The following is a 26452-nucleotide window of genomic DNA, read 5'->3' on the forward strand; positions in this document are numbered from 1 at the left end:
GCTCATAAGATATAAATCCTTTTCTCCAGTTGCTTCAGCAGGAAACTCAGGCACAACGTCACCAGCAGATAAATCATCGCTACCGCTGTCCAGACTTCCAGTGCGCGGAAGTTACCGGCAATAATCTCTTGCCCTTGACGAGTTAATTCCGCTACGCCAATCACAATAAATAGCGAGGTGTCTTTGATACTAATAATCCACTGATTGCCTAACGCGGGGATCATACGACGTAGCGCCAGCGGCATAATAACGTGCAACACAGTACTGCGTTGTGATAATCCCGTTGCCAGACTGGCTTCTTTAAAACCTTTATTAATGGAGAGAATCGCACCGCGCGTAATCTCCGCAATATACGCACCAGAGTTAATCACAATGGTCACAATCGCAGCCGTAACCGGATCGATACGGATCGGCATGACCATCGGCAGTGCAAAATAAATGAACATCACCTGCACCATAATCGGCGTTCCGCGAATTAACTCAACGAAAATCAGTGAAAGTGTTTTTGATATTCGACCGCCCAATGCACGACAGGTGCCCGCCAGCAAACCAATAATAAAACCACCCACTAAGCCTGATAAAGAGATAATCAGCGTTAACTGTAATCCCTGTAATAGCAGTGGCAGGGACTCCCAAATATATTTACTTTCGAAATTCATCTTTCTACCCGTAAAAGCGAAACGAGGCCGGTTTGCACCGGCCTGGCGGGATTATTTAGGCTGTTTGGCAAACCACTTCACGTAGATCTTGCTGTAAGTGCCATCTGCGCGCAGTGCCTGCAACGCAGCATTCACCTTAGGCGTTAAGCTGCTGTTCTTCTGCATCGCAAAGCCATACTGCTGTGGCAGAATGCTGTCGGTTTCACCGGTGGATTTCACTTTGCCATCGCCTGCCGTTTTCACGTAATAGAGCACGTTCGGTGAGTCATGCACCACGGCGTCCAGATTACCGGCTTGCAGGTCAAGATAGGCGTTATCGATATTAGGGAACTCGACGTAGTTCGCTTTATATTTGCTTTTCATAAAGCTGGCAGCGGCGGTGCCTTGCTTGAGGCCCACTTTCTTACCCGATAAATCGCTAAATTTCGTGATGGAATTATCGGAGCTTTTTACCGCCATCAATAAATCGGCGTCGTAATATCCTTCACTGAAATCGACGACCTGCTTACGTGCATCCGTAATAGTAATGCCCGCCATCGCCACATCCAGATTACGCGATTGCAAGCCCGGAATTAACCCACCAAAATCCATTGGGCGTAATTCGTAGCTAACGTGCATTTTCTTCGCAATGGCATCCCATAAATCGATATCAAAGCCGACGTATTTATCACCTTGTTTAAATTCGAACGGAACAAATGCGGTGTCTACACCGACGGTTAATTTATCTTGCGCTGCTGCAAAAAAACTGGCTGAACAAGCAACCAATGCTAACGTAACTTTTAATTTAGAGAATAATGCAGACATAATAACCCTCAGCGTCAGTGAAATAGCGTGCGATGAATGTCACCCAGCGAAATATTTCGTCGGGAGTAAAAAGATAAATCCATTTGATATTCAGGGCGCATCCGATCACGCCCTGATGAAAACGACGGCTTATGCCGGGATAATATCATCCCGTGTTTCGGGTACCGGCGTCTGTGCGCCGTTCATGATCATCGAGAGGAAGCTGTAATAACCGTTAATGCCAATCAGATCCACCACGCCCTTTTCGCCCCATAAATCGATGGCTTGTTGCCAGGTGGTGTCAGTGACTTTTTGCTGTTGATGCAGTTGCTGGCAAAAGTGGTAAATCACCCACTCATCCGGCTTTAAGTCATCGGGCAGGTGCTTCTCATTAATGGCCTGCACGGCAGCGCCGGATATGCCCTTTTCCCGGGCGATGGGCGCATGAATCGCCCACTCCACCGGCTGCGACCAGTGACGCGCCGTCATGAGAATCGCCAGTTCCGATAAGCGCTGACCGAGCGCGCTGCGATAGCGCAGGTACTCTCCCATGCGCTGCGCGTGCGCCATCAATTCCGGGCTGCGCAGTAAAGGCTCAAACGGCGGAAGCAATGCACCGCGCGGCCCATTAATGATCTCTTCTGCCAGTGGACGTTGCTGGTCGTCCCACTCGTGCTCCGCCAGCGGCGGCAAACGATTAATCATAATTTACCGGTCTCTTCACGAATCACGGTCGCCAGCCTATCCACCACAAAATCGAGCTGGCTCGGCGTAATAATAAATGGCGGTGCAATCAGGATGTGATCGCCATATTGCCCGTCAATGGTGCCCCCCATCGGATACACCATCAGGCCACGAGCCATACAGTTGGCTTTGATCGCCGCATGCAGTTTCAGTGCAGGATCGAACGGGGTTTTGCTCTCTTTATCGCGCACCAGTTCCACACCGGCAAATAAGCCGCGCCCACGCGTGTCGCCCACATGCGGCAATGCGCCCAGCACTTCACGCAAAGCATTTTGCAGATACGCGCCCTGCTGCTTCACCGCATCGAGCAGGTTGTCGCGTTCAATCACCTGCTGGACCGCCAGTGCCGCTGAAGCCGCCGTAGCGTGGCAAATGTAAGTATGACCATGCTGGAACAGACCACTGCCCGACTGGAGTGCGGAGACGATCTTTTCGCTGGCCAGCACGGCACCAATCGGCTGATAACCGCCACCCAACCCTTTGGCGATAGTGACCAGATCCGGCACCACATCATCTTGTTCAAACGCGTGCAACGTCCCGGTGCGTCCCATACCGCACATCACCTCATCGGCGATATACAGGATGCCGTATTTATCGCACAGTGCGCGCACGCCTTTCAGATAACCCGGCGTCGGCGGAGTCGCGCCGGTGGTGGCACCCACTACCGTTTCAGCGCAGAAACCAATAATGGTTTCCGGACCGGCATTAATGATTGCCTGTTCCAGTTCATTGAGCAGACGCGTGGTGTATTGCTGCTGCGTTTCATCAGCACGACGATCGCGGTATTCATTACAGGCTGACACGCGAATCACGTCGATCAGTAATGGGGCAAACTGGCGACGGCGCCACTCATTGCCGCCGACGGCCAATGCACCCAGCGTGTTGCCGTGATAGCTCTGCTTGCGCGCGATAAATTTGGTACGTGACGCCTGCCCGATTTCAACGAAATATTGACGCGCTAATTTCAGCGCGGTTTCCACGGCTTCCGAACCACCGGAAACGAAATAGGCGTAGTTGAGATCGCCAGGCGCCGTGCGCGTCAACTGTTCAGCGAGTTGCTCAACGGTGTCGCTGGTAAAAAAGCTGGTGTGAGCATAGGCCAGTTGGTCGATTTGACGATGCATCGCGGCTAACACATCAGGATGCGCGTGGCCTAAGCAGGAAACGGCAGCACCACCGCAGGCGTCGAGATACTGCTTTCCTTGTTTATCGAAGATGTACGCCCCTTCGGCGCGATCAGCCACGGCGGGCGTGCTGCGCAAACTGCGGTGAATAATGTGGCTCATACTGGGTACTGCTCCTGAATACGCTACGGTGATTAAGCGCATCTTGCAGGATTCATTTGGATCACGTCAATGCAATAATGATTCACATGCATTCTATTTTCTTATGACGGATACAAATGAATCATCCCTCAGGATTTGCCAGGCACCACATATGCTCCAGATTCAATCAGATAGCGTTCGGCATTTTCGATTTTATGCACAGCATCACGGCCATGGCGCGCCACCAGCATTGCCAGTAAGCATTCTGCCAGCCCCATGCCAGAGACCACTGAGGGGAAGAACGACGGACTGTCGATAGAGAATAACAGGGTGCAGTCGGCGGCCTGCGCCAGCGGGGAAACCGGTGAATCGGTAATCGCGATGATCTTTGCCCCTGCCTGCTGCGCGGCGTGCAGCACATCCAGTGACTCACGGGAATAAGGCGCAAAGCTGGTCAGCAGCACACAATCCTGCGCGGTAAGTTCGCGGGTAAATACTTCGATATTGCTGGCCAGGCCATCAATCAACGAGACCTGACGGTTGAAGAGTCGGTAAACATAAAACAGCGACCAGGCGATGGGAAAACTGGCGCGAAAGCCGCAGATATAGACGTTATCAGCCGCATCGAGCAAGGTCACCGCTTGTTCCATTTCCTGCTGATTTTCGTTTTGCGTAAAGGCCAGATTGGCCTGATGCGCGCTAAACACCTCATCATACAGCTGCGGCTGTGTTCCTTTGGCGATCAGTTTTTCGGCCTTGGATACGTATGTATCATTGCGCAGGCCGATATCATCAATAAAAGCATCTTTCAGTTCGCCCCAGCCTTGATAGCCCAAACGTTGCGCCAGTCGCAGCAGCGTGGCGGGTTTGACTCCGGCCTCAACGGCAAACGCGCGCATCGATTGCACCACCAGCTGATTGGCATTTTGCAGAGAGAACTCAGCCGCGCGCTGCAGTTCCGGCGACAGCTCACTGAACTGACTGACAATTTTATCCCGAAGATTCATAACGTTTGGTCGTTGATGGCAGATGGATGCATATAAACATAATTGCGACGGCGAGAAAACCAGACGCAGAGACGATTCATCCTGGAGCGAATGCCGTGGTGCTCCGGGCGCTGTGGCGCAATTCTTTCCAATACAGTGTGATCCTTGCCGTGGTTTAATCACGCCCACAGAAAAAAATATGGACAGGCTCGTCGCTATGCTGCAGTTTTCAAATGGCTTTTTGCTGAGTTTATCGCTGTGCCTTGATATTGGATTGGCCAATATCGCCATGATTACCCTCGCGATGCAGCGCGGCTATTTTCACGGCTTTTGGCTGGGAATAGGCACCTGTATTGGCGACCTGATTTATGCGCTGCTGGCGCTCGCAGGCATGGCAGTGGTATTGCAGTTTACCGCGGTGCGCTGGGTGTTGTGGATTGGCGGCGGAGTTTTACTGCTGTGGTTCGCGGGTAAAATGCTGATCGCCGCACTGCGTAAAGACGCGCCGCTACCTACCGCAGAGCAACAGCCTTATCGCTCATTGTTGCGCGAGTTTAGTCGAGGCGTCGTGCTGGCGATGTCATCGCCCACCGCGATTTTGTGGTTTGCCAGCGTGGGCGGCGCACTGATTGCTCGTATGGGACACGGCAGCGTCAATGCCACCTCCTCTTTCCTCGGCGGATTCTTTATCGCGGGAGTGGTCTGGACTTGTGTGCTGTGCCTGGTGGGCAGCATGGGCGGTAAGCTGCTGGGTCAGCGCCTGTTAAAATACTCTTACCTCGCCTCCGCACTGATCTTTTGCTACTTCGCCGCCTATGTGATGGTGTCAGGCTATCGGGAGTTTGTGCTGGGCTGAAGCAATTTGCTGTGAATAATGGTAAGGCGTAATGCCCATCACTTTACGAAAGGTGTTGATGAAGTGGCTCTGATCGTAAAAACCGAGTTGCAGCGCAACGTCCTGCGGATGTACCCGACGGCGCAAGAGATAGCGCGCCTGTTGCAGCCGCAGTTGCATATGAAATTGCAACGGCGGCAACCCGGTGAGCTGGGTGAAACGGCGCACCAGATAATATTTACTCAGCCCCGCCCGTTGCGCCAGCGCATCCAGTTGCGGCTTCTCATGCAAGTGCTCACGCAGAAATTGCTTCACCTGCTCAATAATCTGCACGTCTCCCTGCAAGGTACTCTCTTTATCGTCGAGTAGTTCACCACACAGCCACAACAATTGTTGTTCCAGCATTAACTCATCAGCTGCGCGTGCAGCCCGATCGAATGCATGAATCGCCTGGAACAGCCGTTCATCATTAAACACCCCTTCACGCAAAGCTGGCGTAGCGGTGGTACCAAACCTTTCCGTTAAGACCGCCTGCGGCAAGTGGATGCTGATAAAACTCACCGGATCATTGCTGAACAAAGATGATTGAACCGCGACGGGATTATAAATCGTCACCTGCCCGGCAAACACGTCAGAGACCTTGCCATCGAGCCAAATCTCTTCGCGCCCGCTGAGATTAGCGCAAATTACATATTCGTCATGCAGATGACGCGGAAAGCGGCTGCCAATGGCGTTCACGCGCGAACATTCAATGCCATTACGGCTAAACCATTCTGATGAGGAGAGCGACACGAGATAACCCGGTAAATATGGCGATGGGTTATAACAGCATCGCCAGGGGCGAATTGCAATGCTGCTTAGTTATAGCGGGCTGATTAGCTTTAGTGCCGTTTTAGAGCGTTTGCCGGGAGCCGCGTAGCGACAACGGCTCCCGACAGAGAAGGCAGCATTTAAATTCCCGCAATCCGTTTCAAATCAGCTTCTGCGCCAGGCGCCACCGCCAGTACCTGAGCGCCTTTCAGCAAACGTTCGCCTTCGGTATTGAACGGGTGATACCAGCCGCCCGCCTCTTTCACCAGGCAGTAGCCCGCCAGACAATCCCATGCGTGCATATAAGGTTCGTAATAGCCCACTACGCGCCCCGCCGCCACCCACGCCAGCATCAATGCGCCAGAACCGATACGGATGAAGTTGCCCCCGGCTTCCAGCAATGAGGCCAGGATTTTACCCACTTCAGCGGGGCTAACGTGGCTGTTAGCGCCAAAGCCAGTGACATGGTTTTGCAGCGTGCGGGTTGGATCAACCTGCAAACGACCCCCATTCAAGGTTGCGCCTTGCCCCAGTGCCGCCACATAGCACTCCTGATAGGTTGGCGCATAGATCACCCCGATCACTGGCACACCGTCATGCAATACCGCGACGGAGACGCACCAGTTAGGCATGCCGTTCAAAAACGGGCTGGTGCCGTCAATCGGATCGACCACCCAGGTGTATCCCGATGTGCCCTCCTGCAATCCATACTCTTCCCCCAGGAAACCGTCGTCGGCAAACTGAGCGCGAATCTGCTGGTCGATCATCTGCTCGACTTCGCGGTCAGCACGAGACACCACATCCTGCAGATCATATTTGGTCTCGACCACCAGCGTGTCGCGATGATGGAAATACTCCAGCGCCTTATCGCCCCCTGCGCGTGCCACTTTCTCTGCCAAAATCAAACGTGCCAGCAGCGCGTCATTCACGGTGTCACTCATTATCTGTCCTTATATTATCCGGCAATCAGGGCTAATCCCTGAGGTTTAAAATCAATCGCCACGGCAGAAGCCAGCGGCAGACGCTGCTCCATCTGCGCATCAACGATAAACAAGGAACCGAGCGGCGTGGCCACTTCATATTCGATGTGATCGCCCAGCCATGTGCTGTGGGTCACTTCGCCTTGCAAGGCTCCCTGCCCATCGCTGTGCAACGTAATAAACTGCGGACGCACCGACAATTGGGCCGAGCCGGTTGGCACGCCGTTACCGCGCACGCGATAACGCAGATTTCCCAGCCGCACCAGCGCATCGTTGCCCTCCACTTGCTCGACTTCGCACGGCAGAATGTTGGCTTCCCCCATAAAATCAGCGATGAACACCGAATTCGGGGAGTGGTACAGGCTTTCAGGTGCGCCCTGCTGGGCAATATCACCCTCTTTCATGACAATAATTTTATCAGATACCGCCAGCGCTTCTTCCTGATCGTGGGTGACATAGACTGCGGTAAAGCCAAGTCTTTGTTGTAGTTCGCGAATATCGGTGCGCACACGGCGACGCAGACGTTCATCTAGATTGGATAAGGGTTCATCCAGCAGCAGCACCTGCGGTTCCAGCACCAGCGCACGCGCCACTGCAATACGCTGTTGCTGACCGCCCGAAAGCTCAGACGGCAATCGCTGGCCCTGGTTTTCCAGTCCCACCAGTTTCAATCCTTCGCGCGCCCGGTTTTGCGCTTCCCGCTTGTTCATTCCCGAGGACTGAAGCCCATACATGATGTTGTCGAGCGCGCTCATATGGGGAAACAGCGCGTAAGATTGGAACACCATTGCCACATCGCGCTCGTTGGCAGGCAAATGTGTTACGTCTTTGCCGCCAATCAGAATGCGCCCGGAGGTGGGATGTTCCAGCCCCGCCAGCAAGCGTAGCGTGGTGGTCTTGCCGCAACCAGAGGGGCCCAGCAGCGTAACCAGCGTGCCAGGTTCCACCGTCAGTGACAGATCTGGTAAGGCGTTGAAGCCCGCAAAACGTTTAGTGACATGCTCAAATACCACGGAACCCGCATTGATACTGGTCATACGGTTCTCTCCTGAGTTAACGAAGTTGAAGTCGACGGCACAGCGATATCCGCGGGGCGGGCAACACGACGCAATTTTCGCTCACCCACCAGCCACTGAAACACGCCAATGATCAGCAACATCACCACAATCAATACGGTGGAGTAAGCAATCGCCACACCGTACTCACCGTTTTCCACCAGCCCGACAATGTAGGAGGTCGCCATGTTGTACTGCGCACTGACAAGGAAGATCACGGCGCTAATGGAAGTAATAGCGCGAACGAAGGCGTACACCAATGCGGCGCTGATCGCTGGTTTGAGTAACGGCAGCACCACTTTGCGCAGCGTGCGGAAACTGTTGGCACCCAGCGTCAATGAGGCTTCATCGAGACTTTTATCCAGCTGACTCATGGCCGCAATACCCCCGCGCACCCCCACCGGCATATTACGAAACACAAAGCAGGCAACCAGAATCAAAGCCGTGCCGGTGATCTCCAGCGGCGGCAGGTTGTAGGCCATCACATAACTCACGCCGATCACCGTGCCTGGAATAGCAAAACTCAGCATCAGTAAGAATTCAAACGTCTGACGGCCGGCAAACTTCTGTCGCACAATCAGCCAGGCGGTGAGCAAACCGACAATCGCGGTGAGCGGCGCGGCAATCAGCGCTATCTCCAGTGTGGTCCAGAACGAGTTCCATGCCACGCCCGTCCACAGCAGATGCCCGTCACTGGCGCTGACACGGAAAGCCCGCACGTAATGCTCGATGGTAAGTGCGTCATTCAGCCCCCATGACTGCACAAACCCACCGACGACGATCATGCCGTAAATCACCAACGTGAAGAGCCCCCACGGGATCACCATGCTATACACGCCATAGCGTAATACTCTCGGCAGTTGACCATGTTTGCCGCCATCGCCCTTGCCGGTGACGGTGGCGAAATTTTTGCCGCCCAACCACCAACGCTGCAGTACGAACGCCGCCAGGGTGAAGCTGAGTAAAATCATCGCCAACACCGCTGCCCGACTGGGATCATTCTGCGCGCCGACTACCGAGAAGAAGATTTCGGTGGAGAGAACACCGTGACTGCCGCCCAGCACCATCGGGTTACCAAAATCAGCCATGCTTTCGATAAAGCTGATCAGGAAAGCGTTGGCCAGACCGGGCGCCATTAAAGGAAGGGAAATGCGGCTGAAGGTGCGCCAGCGGTTGGCGCGCAGCGTTTGTGAGGCTTCTTCCAGTGAAGGGCTTACCCCCTCGACCACACCAATCAGCACCAGAAACGCGATAGGCGTGAATGACAGCACCTGCGCAATCCAGATGCCGGTTAAACCATACAGCCATCGTCCAGGTTCGATGCCAAACAGCGCCGCCAGATATTCCGTGACCACGCCTGCACGGCCAAACAGCAGAATCAGCGCCAGACCAATCACAAACGGCGGCGTGATAATCGGCAAAATGGTCAGCATGCGCAGCGCTTTTTTACAGGGCAGCGGCGTGCGCGTGGCGGCCAGCGCAAAGGCCAGCCCCAATAACGTAGAACCAGAAGCCGTCATCAGCGCCAGCCACAGCGTGCGCCAGGCCGTACCGCAGGTACCTCCTTGCAAACAGGCCAGACTCCAGATTGAAGGATCCTGAATATTGCTGATCAGTCCGTCGGGTTTAAAACTGCCATCAACGTCCTGCACCGAGACCACAAACATGCTCAGCACCGGATAAAGCACAAAAATACTGACCAGCGCGGTCAGTAATACCAGGGACGCCACCACAAAGGCATCGCCTTTCAACACGCCTCGTTCGGCCAGCGCAAAGGAAAACAGCAGCAAAAAGGTGGTCAGTAACAGCAGTGCACCCGCGCCCATCGCCGGTTGGCCCTGCTCCAGTGCCCCGAAGCGATTTTCCAGCCATAACCAGCTCCAGCCGCTGTAGCCGATGGCATGTCCTTCAATCACCAGAAAAATGACGCCCAGTGCGCTAAATAACAGCATCAGGCGGCTGCGCGCGCCAGAGGGAAGTAATCCACACGCGGCACAGAGCGCGAACAAGGTCAGCGCAATCGCCAGCCACGGATGTGAGCTGACCTGCCACAAGGCGGGCTCATTAGCAGGATCGCGCCACAAATTGAACAACCAGCCGCCATCAAAAAAGCCGGCTTCCAGGCTATACCACGGCAGCAAGAGTAGAGATGCCAGGCCGATCAACAGTGCGCCGGTAAGCCGACGATTATTTGCATGCATAAAACACCTCAAGAGGGAGAGTCTGCCTCTCCGGCTCGCAGTGGAATGATGTGTTGAAAGGCGCCACGGCAAGGATAGGATCTCGCAGGATGTGGCGCGGGTTCACGCAGTCAGGCCATCACTGTGCGCTGGCACCAATCTCTTTATCCCAGCGGCTGAGCAGCGCTTTGCGTTTAGCGGAGTCGCCATAAGTTTTGAAGTCGTAATCGATCAGCTTGATGTTTTCGAAGCGTGGGGCGTATTCCGAGATTTCTGCGTTACGATTTGACGGCAGCTGGAAGGATTTCGCTTCCTTCATATGCGACTGCGCCTCTGCGCTAAGCGCCCAGTCGTACCAGACTTTGGCATTCGCCAGGTTGCGCGCCCCTTTCACAATCGACATTGAGCCGATTTCATAGCCTGTGCCTTCACAGGGCGCCACGGTTTTGATCGGGAAGCCATCCACTTGCATTGCAACGGCATCATGCATGAACACGATACCGACCGTGGTTTCACCTCGCGCCGCGGCTTTCACCGGTGCAGAGCCAGACTTGGTGTATTGCGAAATGTTGGCATTAAGTTTTTTCAGGTAGTCGAAGGCCTGATCTTCCCCCATGATTTGCACCAGGGTGGCCAGTGTGTTGTAGGCGGTACCGGAGGAGTTAGGGTTAGCGATTTGAATTTCCCCCTTAAAGCCGGGATCCAGCAGATCTTTCCAGCAAGTGGGTTCTTTCAGTTTTTTATCGGCTAACAGTTTGGTGTTATAGCCCCAACCCAGTGCACCCGCGTAAATTCCCACCGTGCGATAGCCCGAGTTTTCAGCCTGTTTTTGTGCCCAATCCTGCTGCTGGTCAAGCAGTGGAGATTTGTACACTTGCGTTAACCCCTCATCGGCCGCCTGCATATGCGGATCGCCGGTACCGGCCCACCAGATATCGGTACGCGGATTACGCGCTTCACTGCGTAAACGCGCATACGCTTCCCCCGCCGACAAACGCACCATACTGACTTTGATATCTGGATGGCTCTGGCTGAAGATACGTGTCATGTGTTCACACACCACCACGTCAGCGGAACAAACCATGTTGAGGTTGCCTGCCGCAGAGGCAGCGAAAGGCAGTGCAGTACAAGAGAGGGATAGTGCGACGGCGATTGAGGTGGCTCGCATGGTGTTCTCCTTTGATTGTAGGGTGGTGCTTCACTGGCACCTTTTTTTGCACATCTGTGCAAAGTAGTAATGAACAAAAAAACTGCTGTCAAATGGCTTGCGATGCAATTGATAGGTTATGTCACAAAAATGCAACAAATTAGATCCTGAACGGTTTGCACAGCTTTGCAATTTGAGGCAGACTCTTTTTCAACCGATGTTTGCACAGGAGTTGAGCATGCAGAGTGAGAAAACCGTGGTCAGTGCGCAGGATGTGGCAGAACGCGCTGGCGTATCACGCTCAGCGGTATCACGCGTGTTTACACCGGGTGCCAGCGTGTCCTCTGCCATGCGAATCCGCGTGATGAAAGCCGCGCAAGAACTCGGCTATCACGTCAACCATCTGGCGCGCGGCCTGGTGCGTAATCGCAGTGGAATTGTGTGCTTGATAGTCTCGGAGATCGCCACACCCTATCGCGCCAGCCTGGTGCGCTGGCTGACCCAGTTTCTGCAGGAAGCGGGAAAAATTGCCATGCTGATCAATACGGATCGTTCCGATAACAGCGTGTCAGCCGCGTTACAGCAGGCGATTAACTTCCGTGCGGACGCCTCGATCATCCTTTCCGGTATGCCGGATCGCACCATCACGCGTCAGTGTTATCAGCATGGTCAGCGCATCATTTTGATTAACCGCGATGAAGCACTACCCGGTTCACTCAGCATCAATCTGGATGCACAGCGAGCCGCTGCCACAGCGGTGATGGCGTTTCAGCGCGCCGGCTGTCAACACCTCGCCTTTGCTAACTCCCTGGCGGGCACACCCAGTCTGATGAAACGAGAAGCGGCGTTCGTTGCCGAAGCGCAGCGCGTTGGGATGACGGTTACCGTTGAGCGCTTTGGCTCCACCTCTTATGAAAGTGGGCAGATTCTGGCCCACCGATTGCTGACTCAACATCAACGACCCGACGCCGTGTTTTGCGTGACCGACCTGGTTGCTTGCGGATTTATGGATGAAGCGCGCCACCGCTTTGCCCTGCGCGTGCCCGAGGACTTGTGTCTGATCGGCTATGACAATATCGCGCAAGCAGGCTGGTCTTCCTATAACCTCACCACCTTTGCCCAACCGGTTGAGCTGTTTGCGCGTGATGCCGTGAACTGGCTGATGCAAACCGAAGCCGATGAAACCGGCTTTACCCCGCAAACCGAGCAACAGCATGACAGCTTGCTGTACCAGGCCGATGTGGTGTGGCGCGGATCCGTGCGCGGTGCCTAAACACAGCGTTTTATCCCACCCGGTTCTGCATAAACGCCCTATTTCGTATAAGGATCACGATGAACCTTCGTAGAAATCACTTTGCCGCCAGCCTGTTGATAGCCGGTGCGTCCTGGTTTAGCGCCCTACCGGCACACGCTGAAGCGCAGTATCAGCTGGAAAAGGTCGTGGAACTAAGCCGACATGGTATTCGCCCGCCCACGCCCGGCAACCGCAAAGAGATTGAAGCGGCGACCCAGCGCCCGTGGACCATCTGGACCACACACGATGGCGAGTTGACCGGGCATGGCTACGCTGCCGTGGTGAACAAGGGGCGCTGGGAAGGCGATCATTATCGTCAGTTGGGTTTATTGACGTCAGGCTGCCCACAGGCACAAGAGGTGTATGTTCGCGCCAGCCCGTTGCAACGCACCCGCGCCACTGCCCAGGCGCTGGTGGATGGTGCATTTCCAGGCTGTGGCGTTACGGTGCATCACGTGGCGGGTGAGGATGATCCCCTGTTCCAGACCGAAGCGTTTCCGGCTACCGATACCGATCCCGCACAACAACTTGCCGCCGTGACCGCTACGACGGGGAATCTGGTCGCACGTCAGCAGGCGCTACAACCTGCCGTTCAGGCATTAAAAAGTGCTGTCTGTCAGCCAGGCAGCGATTGCTCGGTCTTTGACAAACCGTGGCAGATCAAGCAGAGCAACAGCGGCAAGACCTATGTGCAGGGATTGAGTGTTCTTGCCAGCATGGTGGAGACGTTGCGTCTGAGCTGGAGTGAGAACCTGCCGGCAGATCAACTGGCCTGGGGCAATATCACCCACTCTACACAGATAACCGCTGTATTACCGCTGTTAACCGCTAATTACGACCTCAGTAACGACGTGCTGTATACGGCGAAAAAGCGTGGCTCCATTCTGCTGAATGAAATGATTCAGGATGTTGAACAGGGTGTCAGCCCCGTTTCAGATGCCGTGCCGGATGCACGCTGGCTGCTGTTTGTCGCACATGACACTAACATCGCGATGGTGCGCACGTTGATGGGCTTCACCTGGACTTTGCCGGGCTACACGCGCGGGAATATTCCGCCCGGCAGTAGCCTGGTGTTTGAACGCTGGCGCGATAAGCAGAGTGGCGAGCGATGGCTGCATGTTTACTTCCAGGCACAAAGCCTCGATGACCTTCGTCATCTGCAGTCTGTCGATCAAGCGCATCCGCTGTTGCGTGAAGAGTGGCGAACCCCTGACTGTCGGGTCACCGAGGTGGGTACGCTGTGTCCAATGGCATCCACGTTAGCAAAATTCGGTCAGCAACTTGATCCTACCGCCATTACGCCGATCAATTACGCGCCATAGCGCAAATTTGTTTCACCACGCCGCGCAACCAGCGATGCGCGGCATCATTCTCCAGTCGAGGATGCCACATTTGTGACACGGTCATTTCCGGCGTCGCAAAGGGCAACTCAACCATCGCTAACGCCTGACTGTTAGCGATCAAAGGGTGATGTGCAACCAGCGAACGTGGCACCAGCGCCACCCAATCCGAATCGACCACCAGCGCCACAGCGGCAGAGAAAGCCGGCACCACAGCAACAACCTTGCGCTGCAATCCGGCTTGCTCGATGGCGTCATGGATCGGTCCACCCCGTTCTGCGCGACGAGACGCCACAATATGGCCAAATCGGGCCAATTGGGTGATGTCCATCTGCTGTGTCAATGGATGGCCCGCGCGCACCACGCCGACAAAACGGTCACGAAACAGCGCCTGCAAGCGGATTTCTGGCCCCATATTGCCGAGCACGCCAATCTCTAAATCAATACTGCCTTCACGCAGTTCGCGGTCACTTTTATCCGGTTTTGCCACGAAGACCAACTCGACCTTCGGTGCCTGCGCGGTCACAGCAGCAATCAACGCACTGCCAAACGCTTCGATAAAACCTTCATTGGTGCGCAGCCTAAAACAGCGATCCAACTCGGCCAAATCGAGGATTTCAGCATCCGGGCTGAGCACCGCGTGCGCTTCTTGCAGCGTGCGGTGAGTCCGTTCGCGTATCGCTTCAGCATAGGGGGTTAGCACCATCTGCCGACCAGCCCGCACCAATAACGCATCGCCAGTCACATTTCGCAGACGGCCCAGCGTGCGGCTCATCGCCGATTCGCTCAGGTTGAGTTTGCGAGCGGCACCCACCACGCTGCCGGTAGTGAGCAGCGCATCAAGCGCCGTGAGTAAATTCAGATCGGTGGTGTTCATGGTCATTATCCTGCTGGATGTCGGGTGACATAACAAGGCGTTTGGTGCATGTTACCACTGCATAGGCTGCGTGTTCCGCCTCTCCTCACTCCGCGCTAGACTTTTCTTAAGAACTCAACTGAGGAACACAGGATGAAAACATTATTGATTGGCGCGTCACGCGGGTTGGGATTCGCACTGGCAGAAACCATGCTACAGCGAGGCTATCAGGTTGTGGCCACCGGGCGAGCCCATTCTACCGATAAACTGGCGCAGCTGGCTGCGTGCTATCCGCAACAGCTGACGGTAGAAACGGTGGATATTACGGACCCCGAGCAGGTTCGCGCTCTGCATCAACGCCTGGCGGGCACGGAGTTTGACATGCTGTTCGTCAATGCCGGGGTGAAAAATGACGATCGGGAAACGATAGCCGACGTTTCGACCGAGGAGTTCACCCGTGTGATGGTGACCAACGCGCTCAGCCCATTACGCGTGATCGAGACATTCAAAGATCGGGTCAGCCCCAGCGGCACGATTGCCGTGATGTCCTCCGGTCAGGGCAGTCTGACCAACAACACCAATGGCAACTACGAGGTGTATCGCGGTAGCAAAGCAGCCTTGAACATGTTTATGCGCAGCTTTGCCGCCCGTCATCAGGATGCGCGCACACTGCTGTTGATGGCGCCGGGTTGGGTGCAAACCGATATGGGCGGGCCGGAAGCTCGCCTGACCATCGATGAAAGCATCCCCAATCTGCTCAACACGATGGAGGCGTATGCGGGCCGCAGCGGGCTGCATTATCTCGATTATCTGGGTCGCGTCGTGCCCTGGTGATGTTTTCTGTTGGCCGTCCTCCTGTGAATCGCTGCCAACGCACGAGCGGCCTAAACGCCGCATTAAATTTTTCGCAGCAGCAGTTGTCGCAATGTCTCGCGCAGCCAGCGGTTTGCCGGATCGTCTTGCTGCGCGTTGTGCCACAACAAAGACAGTTCATAATCCGGCATTTCAACCGGCACGGGCGCAGCATTTAAGCCATAGCGTTGGCACCACGCGGGAGCCAGCCCCTGCGGTACAGTGGCGAACAGCGGCATCTGCTGCAGCAGCAGCGGTAAGCTGGAAAAGTGCGGCGTGACATAGCGTACACGTCTGGATTTCCCCAGGCGCTGCAAAGCATGGTCAAGGGCACTTTCGCTGGCGCCGCGATAAGACACCAGCGCATGCTGATGACCGACAAACTGAGCTAGAGTAAGGCGTTCCATTGCAATTTGCTGGCGGCTCCACACAGTGCGAAAACCCGCCGGGCCGATTTTCTCGCGGGTTAAGTCACGACTAACTTCATTCCCAACGGTGATCACCACATCCGCCTGCTGCTGCTCCATTAACGGAATCGCCTGCCAGGGATCGGCAGCGACGACATGAATATCCACACCGGGCGCGGCAGTGGCAAGTTCCGCTAACAAATCAGGCATCAACCACTGTTCCAGCCAATCGCTGATGCCAATGCGAAAACGGCGGTTATCACGCTGTGGATCGAATGCATCGGGCGTGAAGATTACCCGATGCAGCCCCTGCATCAGCGGTGCGAACTGTTGCACTAATTGCTCGGCACGCGGCGTCGGTGTCATGCCGTGTGAGGTGCGGATGAACAGCGCATCATCGAACATTTCACGCAACCTTTTCAAAGCGGCACTCACCGCTGGCTGGCCGAGGTAAAGGCGATTGGCGGCCTGCGTGACGCTGCGTACGTCGTACATCACCATCAACACCACCAGCAGATTGAGGTCGATACGAGAGAAATCATTTTCATTGATGTTGTTCATGATTTTAATCGATTTAAATAATGTTTTCCGCCTCAGTATAGTGACTTTCAACTTACTGTCACGGGCGCTGTTAAACGCGTCCTCTATCAAGTGGAGCACAGCATGAACATTCAGATAGGAGAATGCCGGGTTGAAAAAATCACTGAGCAGCGCGCCGCTTTTCCATTTGGGGCGTTGTTTAAGGCACATCGTACTGAGATGAGTGACGCCTTTGCCGAACAGCCGGCTGAAGTGTCGATACACAGCTGGGTGGTGCGTACCGCTGATCACACTATTCTGATTGATACCGCATCCGGCAATGGGCGCAATCGGGATAACAAACCGTTATTCCATCAACTGAATACGCCTTATGTCGAGAATCTGGCACGGGCGGGCGTTGATCCTGCTGAAGTGACATTGGTATTGATGACGCATATCCATACCGATCATGTTGGCTGGAATACGCACTGGGTGGAAGGTAAGTGGCAGCCGTTGTTCCCCAACGCGCGTTATGTCTGCTCGGCGGCGGAATTGCAGCACTGTCAGGACGATCCCGCCAGTCAGGAACTGTATCGCGACAGTATTCTGCCGCTGATCGAACGCGACCAGCTGCAGACCATCAATGTGCATGAATCTCCTCTGTTCGTCGGCGTGCTGCGCTACATTGCCACACCGGGTCACAGCATCGATCACGCATCGATTGTGCTGGAAAGCCAGGGCGAGTATGCGATTTTCCCGGGTGATGTGATGCACCATCCGGTGCAATTTCAACACCCGCATTGGAACTCGCTGTTCTGTGAAGACCTTCCGCTCGCGATGGCTGCACGTCAACGCGTTATAGACTGGTGCCAGCAACATCAGGCAATCTGGTTCAGTTCCCATTTCCACAGCAGCTCTTTGGGCCGTGTTACGCCTGATGGGCAATGGAGTCCAATCGAGGATTGACCGGATGCAATACGCTGACTATCTCACCGCGTCGCTCAGCGACTTAAACCAGGCACTGCAACGCGGTGACGTCACTGCACGCGAGCTGACCGACTTCGCACTGCAGCGCATAAGTGAGGCAGACCAGCCGCGCTACAACGCCATCACCTGGCTGTTTGCGGATGAAGCGCGTGCGGCAGCAGAACTGAGTGATACACGCCGTCAACGCGGTGAGGCGTTGGGCCAGCTGGACGGCATCCCGGTGCTGATTAAAGACAATATTGAAGTACAAGGCTGGCCCACCAGCGCGGGTTCGGTGATGTTGCGTGACGTCATCGCCCAAACCGATGCCCCGCTGGTCACCACGCTGCGCCACCAGGGCGCGGTTATTATCGGTAAAACCGCGATGCATGAATTGGCGGCGGGTATTACCGGCGCCTCCTCGCTGACGGGCTTTACCCACAATGCCTGGCTGCAAGGACGTTCACCGGGCGGATCGAGCAGCGGCTCTGCAGTTGCCGTTGCCGCCGGTTATGTGCCGCTCGCCATTGGCAGCGACACAGCAGGTTCGGTGCGTATACCTGCCGCGTTTAATGGCCTGTTTGGCTTACGCATGACGCGAGGTGCACTTAGCACATCGGGCATCGTGCCGCTGTCGCCGACGCAGGATATCCCCGGCCCGCTGACACGCAGCGCGGCCGACCTGCGCATCGCCAGCGAAGTGCTCAGCGGCAAGACGTTTGCTACGGAGGGAGAAGCATTACGGGTCGGCATCTGGCATGAGGGATTTGCCGCTGATGAAGATGAGATTAATCAGGCGGTGCAGGCTGCCGTGGCTGGGTTCGCGCCTGCCACGCTGAGTTGGCCAGAATTAGAGACGTTAGCGGCTGATGCCAATATCATCGGCTATGAATTTGCTGAAGCGCTGGCGAAGTATTTAGCCGATAAGCCGCAGGCGCAGTTCCATACCTTGCCGGATATCGCTGCATCCGGGCTGTATCATCCTCAGCTCGAAACCGTGTTAAAGACCCGCGCGGTACATCCTGGCACGGCCAGCGAAGGTTATGCACGGGTGCAGCAGCGCCAACATGATCTTTACCAGCAGTTGGTGGCGATGTTCGACCAGTACAACATTAACCTGCTGGCCTACCCGGTGGTGCGCCGTGCGCCAGTCAAACACGGCGAGATGCAGGAAGGCAGCAATGCGCTGGTTTCCGCAGTGACTGGCGCGCCAGCTATCTCTATTCCCGCTGGCCTGAGCGACGACGGGTTGCCGATTGGCGTCGAATTGCTGGCGCTGCGTGGCCGGGAAGATTTGTTGTTGCGCGCGGCTGAAATCATCGAGCTGCGCAGTCGCTAAAGAAATAAATGCGGTCGCCACAGGTGGCGATCGCTTTCACCCATGCAGTGAAAGCCCTTTAATCGCCTTATCCACTGCTTTCTTTGGCCCACGAATCGCGATGCCGACCAGGTTCAGGTTGTCGGCATCTTCAGCCATGAATACCTCGCGGTTGGCGGCATCATGTCCGGTGGCGAACATCGCTTCCACATACGGGATCACCGTCAACTCCCGTTCCAAACCCTGGCGATGCGCCCGTTGTAAACCCGTGACATCACCCGCAAACACCAGCATCGGCTGGCCTGCCATATTGCCGTATTGACGGCCCTTCGCATCCACATAGGGTTCGCCCATCATGTCAGGCGCGGCAGAAGCAATGCCGGTGGCGAGAAAGGCCACCACATTTAGGCGCTGCCAGGTGGCTAAATCATCACGAACAATCAGGGCGATTTTGGTATCAAACATCTTCAACTACTCTCCGATGAGGTCTAAAACACCATCATCTAAGAGTCGCGGGGGTGGGATATAGAACGTTTGTGCACTGACGTTGATAGGAGGCCGGTGTCATGCGGTAGGCGCGTTGGAACCAACGCCCTAAATGGCTCTGATCGGCAAAACCAACCTGAGCGGCAACCTGCACCGGCTCAATGCCCTGCGCCAGCAGCACACGTGCGCTGCGCAACCTCAGTCGTACCAGGTAGGCATGCGGTGACTGACCAAACGCCTGCTTAAACTGACGCGTCAGCTTAAAGCGATCGATGCCCGCCAGCCGTGACAGCTCATCCAGCCCTATATCCTGCGCCATAAAATCGTGCAGATAGTCGCGTAAAAGTTGCATATGCTGCATCGCTGCACCTGATTGCGCACTGGGTTTGGTTTCAAGATGGCGGGAAAGCATCGTCATCAGATGATCGAGGCTTTGGTCGCGCGCCAGTCGCCCTTCACTGTGATGCACTGAAAACCACGCCTGCTGGATGGCACTGGCCAGCAGCGCATCATCATTTAACGTGTGGCGAAACGCACCTTCGATGTTGGAGACATCGCCCAGACCGCGTCGCTGCATCATCTCTGCCACCCAACGCTGCGGCAGATATAGCATGGTGTAGGTGAAACCCTCATCGTTAGGGGCGTGGCCGTCATGCACCGCGCCCGGCTCAATCAAAATGGCGCGGCCCGGCGTGCTGGTGTGCAAAGCACGATGACAATTAAAACGCTGTAAGCCTTGCTGCGTCACGCCCACCAATAATTCGTCGTGATCGTGCGGATCGTAGGCGTGTCCGCGAAAATGCGCGTTGACGCTTTCGATACCGGTTTCGTCATCGCGACGAAAATCGACCCAATCATTATTGGCTGACATAACGGCGTGCTCAGGCAGTGAGGGAAAGTCAGGCATAGCCTAGCAGCCTGAACCAGAGATAATCCAGTGGTAACAGCAGCAGCACGCTGAAGATAAACACCAGCACGCACAGTTGCAGGCCCGCTTTGGCAGGCACATTACCCAGCCCCATCGCCACCACCACTGGCGAAGCCTGATAAGGCAACAGCGGCGTCGCGTAGGCAAACACCTGCATCATGACGACGCTCATCAGAGAAAAACCGGATGCGGTTGCCAGCTCTTGCGCGATCGGCGTCACCATCGCTGGCACGCCGTTGGCGGTCAGCACAAAGTTGAGCAGCGAGACCAGCGTGTTAAGCACCGCGAAATTACCAAACGAAGCGTGATCCTGCAGAGGCAGCACGCTGAGCAGCAAATTGGCAATCAGTCGGCCAAGTCCTGAATCCACCACCACTGTCGCCACCCCGAGAATACCGGCGATATAGATACAGGTGCGGAAATTAACCCCGCTGGCGAAATCATCACTTGAGAGAAAGCCGATGCGCGGCAGCAGACAAATACAGGCCGCCGCCAGACCAATCCATGCAGCTGGCAAGCCGTGCAGGCTATCGGTCATCCACAGCAACAGAGTGATAGCCAACAGGCCCATCAACCGCCATTCGCTGCGGCTGAGCGGCTCAAGTTGATCGCGATGGCGCACGGGCTGAGGTTGCGCGCGGAACAGAAACAGAATAGCGGCTGCAAGTACCATCCCCTTGCCAATCCCCACCACCGGCATATGCAACAGCCACCAGGGCAGCCACTGAAGATGGATCTGGTAAGCGTTTTCCGCAGCGCCGCTCAGCACCAGATTGGGCACATTAGCCGGTAAGATGCTGGCGGAGAGCTGGAATGTGCCAAAACCCACCGCCAGCGCCAGACCAATGCTGCCACTGCTCCCGGCTTTAATTCCGGCCCGCTCACCCAGCGCCAGCACAACAGGCATTAGCAGTGCGATGCGCCCCATATTGGAAGGCATCACCAATGCCAGCAGATAGGTCAGCACCAGGGTGCCAACGACCATGCGCGGCCAGCTCTGACTGAGTGGCACCACCAGATAGTTAGCCCAGCGCTGTGCAAGCCCGACTTTGCGGATCGCCGCACCGAGCACAAAACCGCTCAATACCAGCCAGAAGGCTGAAGAGGCAAATCCGCTGAAGATGGTGCTGGTCGGGGCGATGTTAAGCAGCGTGGCGGCGGCAAAAAACAGCAGCGCGGTGAGATATTCCGGCAGGCGTGCACTTGCCCACAGCAAAATGGTGATGGCTATGACCAACGTGGTAAGCCAGAAATGCATGTCTGAAGTCACTGACTGAACTCCCTGTCTACGATCCGTCGCACAAAGCGGATAAGCATAGTGCAATCCACGGTGTGCAACGCTGAGTCAGTTAACAGTTTGTTAAATTGCTAGTTGTCCGAGCCAGTTTATTAACGCTTCGCTGCCCGGCTGGCTGCGCGAACGCTGGGGCCAGGCAAGAAAATAGGGTTTACTTAACGGCAGGCTTAACGCATCAACCATAACTAAATCGCCTCGTGCCAGCTCTGCAGCGATAAGCCTTTTCTGCCCCAATAACAAACCCGCGCCTGCCACCGCAGCATCTATCGCCAGGGAGGTGAGATTAAAACTTAACGCGGGCTGAGATGCGGGTTCCGCCATCCCTTTGGCCAGATACCAACTTCGCCAGTCAGGCAGAAAGCGCCCTTCGTTGCCCCAATCAAGATGGATCAATGGAGCCTGTTGCAACACGTTTTCTAATGGAAACTGCTGCAACAGCCTGGGGCTCACCACGGGCACCACCTCATCCAAAAACAGACGCTGCTTATCAAGCTGGGGATAGCGATCCTCACCAAAGCAAATGACAAAGTCAGCTGGTGTGGCATTAAAATCCACCTGTGCATGGGTGCCGTGTAGCGATAAATCAATGTCGGGACAGTGAACGCGCCACTGCGCAATATTGGGCAGCAGCCACTTCGAGGCCAGCGCGGGCAATGAATAGAGCGTGAGCTTGGGCATCGCCGCCACATGACGCAGGTTTTGCTGACCGAGATGCAAAATATCAAAAGCTTCCGTCACATAGCGCAGATACTCTTTGCCGGTTTCGGTCAGCATGACCCCACTCTGCGTACGCACAAACAGCGCGCTGCCCAACTGTTCCTCTAGCTGCCGGATCTGCTGGCTCACCGCCGCAGGCGTCAGTGCCAGTTGCGCGGCGGCTTTTGCCAGACTACCTAACTCCGCCGCCACCTTAAATGACTGGATTACGCTGATTTTCGGTAAACGTGGTGACTGTGCGGGCATTAAAGTTTCCTTAGCAGGGCATTAAATTTATATCGTTACGCACTAACATATCAGTGAGTTAATGTGATAACACACCTGTCACAATGAGAACTGTTGCTATGTCTGCATTGATTCGTTTCGATTTGCATCCACTGGCCGACGCCGACTGGCGACGTGAATGCCGTGAACAGCTCAACCAGCATGGCGCGCTGGTCCTGCGTCAGTTTTTACAACCCGACGCGCTGCAAAGCATCATTGCCGAAGGAAACGCTCAGCGCCATCTGGCCTATCACACCCTCAGCAAGCATAACGTCTATCTGATGAAGAAAGACGAGGCGTATGACGCTGACCATCCGCGCAATCGTGATGTGATCAGTACCAAAGGCTGTATTACCGACGATGTGATTGCCGCCGAATCGCCGCTGCGCCAGCTGTACAACGACGAACTGTTTAAAAGTTTCCTGTGCGACGTGCTGGGTGAAACCGCGCTCTATCCTTACGCCGATCCGCTCTCTTCCATCAATCTGCATTACGCGCCTGATGGTCAAGAGCTAGGCTGGCACTTCGATAACTCCTCCTTCGCCATCACCCTGCTGGTACAGAAACCCCGCGCCGGCGGCATATTCCAGTATGTGAAGGATTTGCGCGATGCCGATGCGGGAGAGATGAATTTCGAAGGCGTTGCCGCGGTGCTGGATCAGCGCCAGCCGGTCGATGCGCTGGCGATTGAAGCGGGTGACTTAGTGCTGTTCCGTGGTCGCAACTCAATGCATCGTGTGACGCCAACCGAAGGCGACATCACACGCATGCTGGCAGTGCTGGCGTACAACACACAGCCTGGCATCGCTCTGTCGGAAACGGCGCGCATGACTTTTTATGGTCGGTTGTGATCGGCGTTCAACAAACCTTGCCAGCCGCGTACAAATATCTGCTGGGTCCGAAAAGCCACCAGATCGCGCCAGTCGCGGTCTGCTGGCCAGAAACCTTCCACTAGCTCATGCTTTAAGGCGCGCCCTGAATCACTGGCCGGTTCACCTTGCAGATGCAACCAATGATCGTCACGCACGCGACGATGCATCTCTTCGCCGGGATAGGTTCCGCACTCCACCACCAGTGGCAAAATATGCGTCTGCGGCAGTGATTCCAGCAGGAACTGCGACAGATAACCCGTTGCGGTCGCGGTCACTCCGGTGACACTGTCACGACCTGCACCGGTAAACAGTAACGTTAACCACTCGCCATACAGTGACTTTCCCCACTGATGCGCAGCGACTTGCTGCTCAGCAATCGAGAGCAACATTGGATGCCCCCAGGCTCCGGCCCCCGTATGCAGATCGAAGCTCAGGATGGTTTTTGCCTGCGATAAATGGTCGGTGATAATGGTTTGCATGGTGCGATAAGACCAGCTCGGTTGCTGTCCACCGTAGAAGAAGCCGTCAGCGAATTGGTATTGCCCGGCTTCCACCACCCGTTTTACCGCCAGCCAACCTGCGCCGTTAAGGGTTTCAGTTAATAGCGCATCAGCTTGTGTCCGATCGCCTTGGTAAATCCCGTGCCATGACGGGTATTCCGGATTGGCGGGGGCTGGCTGAGTAAAATCGATAAAATTGCGATTAAGATCGATGTTGTCTTCGTTGACGCGCCGCAAATGGGCTGCTCCCCAGGGATTCAACAGGTGCAGCAGCACAATCGCGGTGTCATCGGGCAAAGCAGTCAGACTGAAGCGATTGAGCCACTCAATCTGACTGTCCGATCCGTAGTAGCCCTCCACCCCATGCGTGCCCGAGATGATCATCATCAATTTGCTTGCACCGGGATCGCCAATGACGGCGACATCGGTATAAAGCGTTTCACCTTGTGGGCCCGGCAGCGGATGCGGATATGAAGTCAAAGCGCCGTGTTGGCGCTCGACTGCCGCAAGAAAGCGGGCACGTTGGGACGAATAATGCGGCAAATCTGACATGCTGTTTCCTGTAAATAAAGGCGCTTACGGATAGACCTTGAACTTGAAATATTTTTTCGCCAGCTGATCATAAGTGCCATTGTTGTGCAGTTCGGCCAGCGCATCATTGATCAGTTTCAGATGCACGGTATCGCCCTTACGCAGGCCAATTCCCACACCGTTGCCCAGCAGCTCTTTATCCACCAGCGTGGCTTTGATGACGTAATCTTTGCCTTCCGGCGTATTCAGGAAACCCTGATCCGCAGACACCGCATTCGCCAGAGTGCCATCCAGTCGCCCGGCGACCAGATCGGGATAGATCTCCATCTGGTTCGGATAGGAAACCACATTGACACCCTGTGCCGCCCATTTTGCTTTGGCGTAGGTTTCCTGAATGGTGCCCTGCGCCACGCCGATGTTTTTACCGCGCAGCGTGCTGATATCTTCGGTCAGGGTGCTGCTTTTTGGCGTCAGCAACGCACTCGGCGTGATATACAGCATGTTGCTGAAATCCACCTGCTCACGGCGTTTCTCCGTCATCGACATCGCCGACAGAATCGCATCAAATTTTTTAGCCTGCAGTGCCGGAATACTGCCATCAAAGCCGATCTGCACCCACTGGCATTTGACTTTTGCCTGCGCACAAATGGCGTTGCCCAAATCGATATCAAATCCTTTAAGTGAGCCATCACTGGCCTTAGATTCAAACGGTGGGAAAGTGGGATCAACACCAAAACGCAACGTCTGCTCAGCAAACGATAAGGTGCTGAAAGCGCCCAGTGAAAGCAGTAACGCGAAGGACAAACTCTTTTTCATTGTTATCTCCAGCAGGCAGGTAAATTCACAACGGCATGGAGATTTAATAACATGACGGAAACATTACCACCACTAAAAAAATGGATTTGACGCAGAGGGAATTCTTATAAAACAGAAGGAGTTAAGCGAATTTATCTCCGGCAGTAAGAGAATCTTAATGCCGGAAATGTGAGGTGGAGTATTAAGCGATGGCAGGACGAGAAACGTGCTCTGCGGCAGCCTGATTCGCTTTCTCCGCCGCCTCAGGCAGCGAGGAACCGGACACCAGCGCCTGACTCAGCACCCCGACAAAACAGTCACCTGCGCCGTGAGTGCTGATCAGCTTCACCGGAATCGCGGGCAAACTCTGCACCGGTGCACCCAACTGGCACACCGCCAGACCGTGCTCGCCCGCTGTGACAATCACCTGCGCGAAATCTTCCGCCAGTTTTTGTGCCGCTCGCTCCGCAGAGGCCAAATCAGTGACTTCGATCTGACACATATCGCGTGCTTCCACTGCGTTCACGATTAGCAGATCAACGCAGGAGGCGAGCGCGGGTTCAAACTCGCGCGCCGGTGCGGCGTTAATACACACCGCAATCCCTTTCTGCCGGGCCTGCTGCGCCAGTTGCAGGTTCACGCTGGCGGGCACTTCGTTTTGCAACACCAGCAAGCCAGCATCCTGCCACAGCGAGTCAGGTAGCGTAGTCACATCGATATGCAGATTCGCGTTGGACACCACCACGGCACCGTAATCGCCTTCCGCATCGCTGATCGCCACACTCATTCCTGACGGCATATCCGGCAAAATCGCCACCGCATCGGTGTTGACGCCGGCATCTCGCAGCGCCGCAAGCAGAAATTCGCCCTGCGCATCGGCGCCCACTGCGCCAATAAAACGCACCGCGCCACCCGCACGTGCGGCCGCCACCGCCTGGTTGCCGCCTTTACCACCAAATTTATAGCTACAGCCGCTGCCTATTACGGTTTCGCCCTTTTCCGGGCGATGGTGGGCCGCCAGCATAATGTCGTAATGCAGGCTACCAGCGACAATAATTTTGTTCAT

General features: G+C 55.3%; 26 protein-coding genes. 7 read left to right on the plus strand and 19 right to left on the minus strand.

From position 1 onward, the window contains the following. Nucleotides 1–2: 2 nt before the first annotated feature. The 5 genes from glnP to AC6I8L_RS23310 all read right to left on the minus strand — a co-directional run bounded on the left by glnP (nucleotide 3) and on the right by AC6I8L_RS23310 (nucleotide 4458). Nucleotides 3–659: a glutamine ABC transporter permease GlnP gene (glnP, locus tag AC6I8L_RS23290; RefSeq protein WP_058960268.1), complete on the minus strand. Its 657-nt coding sequence runs from the start codon at nucleotides 657–659 to the stop codon at nucleotides 3–5. A gap of 51 nt (nucleotides 660–710) precedes the next feature. Then, the gene (gene glnH / locus AC6I8L_RS23295; RefSeq protein WP_058960269.1) at nucleotides 711–1463 is read right to left on the minus strand and encodes a glutamine ABC transporter substrate-binding protein GlnH; all 753 of its coding nucleotides are present in this window, start codon (nucleotides 1461–1463) and stop codon (nucleotides 711–713) included. A gap of 129 nt (nucleotides 1464–1592) precedes the next feature. Beyond that, entirely contained in the window at nucleotides 1593–2147 is a 555-nt protein-coding gene (locus AC6I8L_RS23300) for a carboxymuconolactone decarboxylase family protein (RefSeq protein ID WP_201785677.1), read from the minus strand. Continuing rightward, nucleotides 2144–3472 carry an aspartate aminotransferase family protein gene (locus tag AC6I8L_RS23305; protein ID WP_058960270.1) on the minus strand — a complete coding sequence of 443 codons (1329 nt, stop codon included), beginning with the start codon at nucleotides 3470–3472 and terminating at the stop codon, nucleotides 2144–2146. The genes AC6I8L_RS23300 and AC6I8L_RS23305 overlap by 4 nt, the downstream gene beginning before the upstream one ends. Before the next feature lie 128 nt (nucleotides 3473–3600). Next, nucleotides 3601–4458 (minus strand): MurR/RpiR family transcriptional regulator, encoded by an 858-nt coding sequence (locus AC6I8L_RS23310; protein WP_058960271.1) that lies wholly within the window; start codon nucleotides 4456–4458, stop codon nucleotides 3601–3603. Nucleotides 4459–4654: 196 nt separating this feature from the next. Between AC6I8L_RS23310 and AC6I8L_RS23315 the strand changes: the two genes are divergently transcribed. After that, nucleotides 4655–5293: a LysE family translocator gene (locus AC6I8L_RS23315; protein ID WP_058960272.1), complete on the plus strand. Its 639-nt coding sequence runs from the start codon at nucleotides 4655–4657 to the stop codon at nucleotides 5291–5293. Here AC6I8L_RS23315 and AC6I8L_RS23320 read toward each other — a convergent pair. From AC6I8L_RS23320 to AC6I8L_RS23340, 5 genes are all read right to left on the minus strand, one after another. Continuing rightward, a complete protein-coding gene (locus AC6I8L_RS23320; protein ID WP_058960273.1) occupies nucleotides 5264–6064 on the minus strand; it encodes a helix-turn-helix transcriptional regulator in 801 nt (266 codons plus the stop codon). The genes AC6I8L_RS23315 and AC6I8L_RS23320 overlap by 30 nt on opposite strands. A gap of 158 nt (nucleotides 6065–6222) precedes the next feature. Beyond that, nucleotides 6223–7023, minus strand: coding sequence for an inositol monophosphatase family protein (locus AC6I8L_RS23325; protein WP_058960274.1), 801 nt, complete (start codon nucleotides 7021–7023; stop codon nucleotides 6223–6225). A 14-nt stretch (nucleotides 7024–7037) separates the two neighbouring features. Continuing rightward, nucleotides 7038–8099 carry an ABC transporter ATP-binding protein gene (locus AC6I8L_RS23330; RefSeq protein WP_058960275.1) on the minus strand — a complete coding sequence of 354 codons (1062 nt, stop codon included), beginning with the start codon at nucleotides 8097–8099 and terminating at the stop codon, nucleotides 7038–7040. Further along, nucleotides 8096–10318, minus strand: a complete 2223-nt coding sequence (locus AC6I8L_RS23335) for an ABC transporter permease (protein WP_058960276.1) — start codon at nucleotides 10316–10318, stop codon at nucleotides 8096–8098. The genes AC6I8L_RS23330 and AC6I8L_RS23335 overlap by 4 nt, the downstream gene beginning before the upstream one ends. Before the next feature lie 118 nt (nucleotides 10319–10436). Further along, nucleotides 10437–11465, minus strand: a complete 1029-nt coding sequence (locus tag AC6I8L_RS23340; RefSeq protein ID WP_058960277.1) for an ABC transporter substrate-binding protein — start codon at nucleotides 11463–11465, stop codon at nucleotides 10437–10439. Nucleotides 11466–11682: 217 nt separating this feature from the next. Here AC6I8L_RS23340 and AC6I8L_RS23345 point away from each other — a divergent pair, with 217 nt between their 5' ends. Together AC6I8L_RS23345 and AC6I8L_RS23350 are read left to right on the plus strand one after the other, a co-directional pair. Then, the gene (locus tag AC6I8L_RS23345) at nucleotides 11683–12717 is read left to right on the plus strand and encodes a LacI family DNA-binding transcriptional regulator (protein ID WP_058960278.1); all 1035 of its coding nucleotides are present in this window, start codon (nucleotides 11683–11685) and stop codon (nucleotides 12715–12717) included. Nucleotides 12718–12776: 59 nt separating this feature from the next. Next, a complete protein-coding gene (locus AC6I8L_RS23350; RefSeq protein ID WP_058960279.1) occupies nucleotides 12777–14060 on the plus strand; it encodes a histidine-type phosphatase in 1284 nt (427 codons plus the stop codon). Here AC6I8L_RS23350 and AC6I8L_RS23355 read toward each other — a convergent pair. Then, nucleotides 14044–14955 (minus strand): LysR family transcriptional regulator, encoded by a 912-nt coding sequence (locus tag AC6I8L_RS23355; protein WP_058960280.1) that lies wholly within the window; start codon nucleotides 14953–14955, stop codon nucleotides 14044–14046. The two genes, AC6I8L_RS23350 and AC6I8L_RS23355, sit on opposite strands and share 17 nt — an antisense overlap. Nucleotides 14956–15087: 132 nt before the next feature. Between AC6I8L_RS23355 and AC6I8L_RS23360 the strand changes: the two genes are divergently transcribed. Continuing rightward, complete coding sequence (locus AC6I8L_RS23360) at nucleotides 15088–15768, plus strand: SDR family NAD(P)-dependent oxidoreductase (protein WP_058960281.1); 681 nt, start codon at nucleotides 15088–15090, stop codon at nucleotides 15766–15768. A gap of 62 nt (nucleotides 15769–15830) precedes the next feature. Here AC6I8L_RS23360 and AC6I8L_RS23365 read toward each other — a convergent pair whose 3' ends face one another. After that, on the minus strand, nucleotides 15831–16754 hold the full coding sequence (locus AC6I8L_RS23365) for a LysR family transcriptional regulator (protein ID WP_058960282.1): 924 nt from the start codon (nucleotides 16752–16754) through the stop codon (nucleotides 15831–15833). A gap of 102 nt (nucleotides 16755–16856) precedes the next feature. Here AC6I8L_RS23365 and AC6I8L_RS23370 point away from each other — a divergent pair, with 102 nt between their 5' ends. Beyond that, entirely contained in the window at nucleotides 16857–17678 is an 822-nt protein-coding gene (locus AC6I8L_RS23370; protein WP_058960283.1) for an MBL fold metallo-hydrolase, read from the plus strand. A 4-nt stretch (nucleotides 17679–17682) separates the two neighbouring features. Then, on the plus strand, nucleotides 17683–19017 hold the full coding sequence (locus tag AC6I8L_RS23375) for an amidase (protein WP_058960284.1): 1335 nt from the start codon (nucleotides 17683–17685) through the stop codon (nucleotides 19015–19017). 36 nt (nucleotides 19018–19053) lie between these two features. On the opposite strand, the gene AC6I8L_RS23380 is transcribed toward AC6I8L_RS23375, so the two are convergent. From AC6I8L_RS23380 to AC6I8L_RS23395, 4 genes are all read right to left on the minus strand, one after another. After that, the gene (locus tag AC6I8L_RS23380; protein ID WP_045833270.1) at nucleotides 19054–19461 is read right to left on the minus strand and encodes a DUF2000 family protein; all 408 of its coding nucleotides are present in this window, start codon (nucleotides 19459–19461) and stop codon (nucleotides 19054–19056) included. A gap of 34 nt (nucleotides 19462–19495) precedes the next feature. Continuing rightward, nucleotides 19496–20353 (minus strand): AraC family transcriptional regulator, encoded by an 858-nt coding sequence (locus AC6I8L_RS23385; protein WP_058960339.1) that lies wholly within the window; start codon nucleotides 20351–20353, stop codon nucleotides 19496–19498. A gap of 28 nt (nucleotides 20354–20381) precedes the next feature. After that, nucleotides 20382–21668, minus strand: coding sequence for an SLC13 family permease (locus AC6I8L_RS23390; protein ID WP_058960285.1), 1287 nt, complete (start codon nucleotides 21666–21668; stop codon nucleotides 20382–20384). A 102-nt stretch (nucleotides 21669–21770) separates the two neighbouring features. Beyond that, a complete protein-coding gene (locus tag AC6I8L_RS23395; protein WP_058960286.1) occupies nucleotides 21771–22670 on the minus strand; it encodes a LysR substrate-binding domain-containing protein in 900 nt (299 codons plus the stop codon). Nucleotides 22671–22768: 98 nt separating this feature from the next. On the opposite strand from AC6I8L_RS23395, the gene AC6I8L_RS23400 reads away from it, so the two are divergent. Then, complete coding sequence (locus AC6I8L_RS23400; RefSeq protein ID WP_058960287.1) at nucleotides 22769–23539, plus strand: HalD/BesD family halogenase; 771 nt, start codon at nucleotides 22769–22771, stop codon at nucleotides 23537–23539. Here AC6I8L_RS23400 and AC6I8L_RS23405 read toward each other — a convergent pair. The 3 genes from AC6I8L_RS23405 to AC6I8L_RS23415 all read right to left on the minus strand — a co-directional run bounded on the left by AC6I8L_RS23405 (nucleotide 23524) and on the right by AC6I8L_RS23415 (nucleotide 26452). Continuing rightward, the gene (locus AC6I8L_RS23405; protein ID WP_058960288.1) at nucleotides 23524–24612 is read right to left on the minus strand and encodes a DUF2817 domain-containing protein; all 1089 of its coding nucleotides are present in this window, start codon (nucleotides 24610–24612) and stop codon (nucleotides 23524–23526) included. The two genes, AC6I8L_RS23400 and AC6I8L_RS23405, sit on opposite strands and share 16 nt — an antisense overlap. A 24-nt stretch (nucleotides 24613–24636) precedes the next feature. Continuing rightward, a complete protein-coding gene (locus tag AC6I8L_RS23410; protein WP_058960289.1) occupies nucleotides 24637–25407 on the minus strand; it encodes a transporter substrate-binding domain-containing protein in 771 nt (256 codons plus the stop codon). A gap of 181 nt (nucleotides 25408–25588) precedes the next feature. After that, nucleotides 25589–26452, minus strand: a complete 864-nt coding sequence (locus tag AC6I8L_RS23415) for a PfkB family carbohydrate kinase (protein ID WP_058960290.1) — start codon at nucleotides 26450–26452, stop codon at nucleotides 25589–25591.

The sequence above is a fragment of the Type-E symbiont of Plautia stali genome (genome assembly GCF_059731115.1).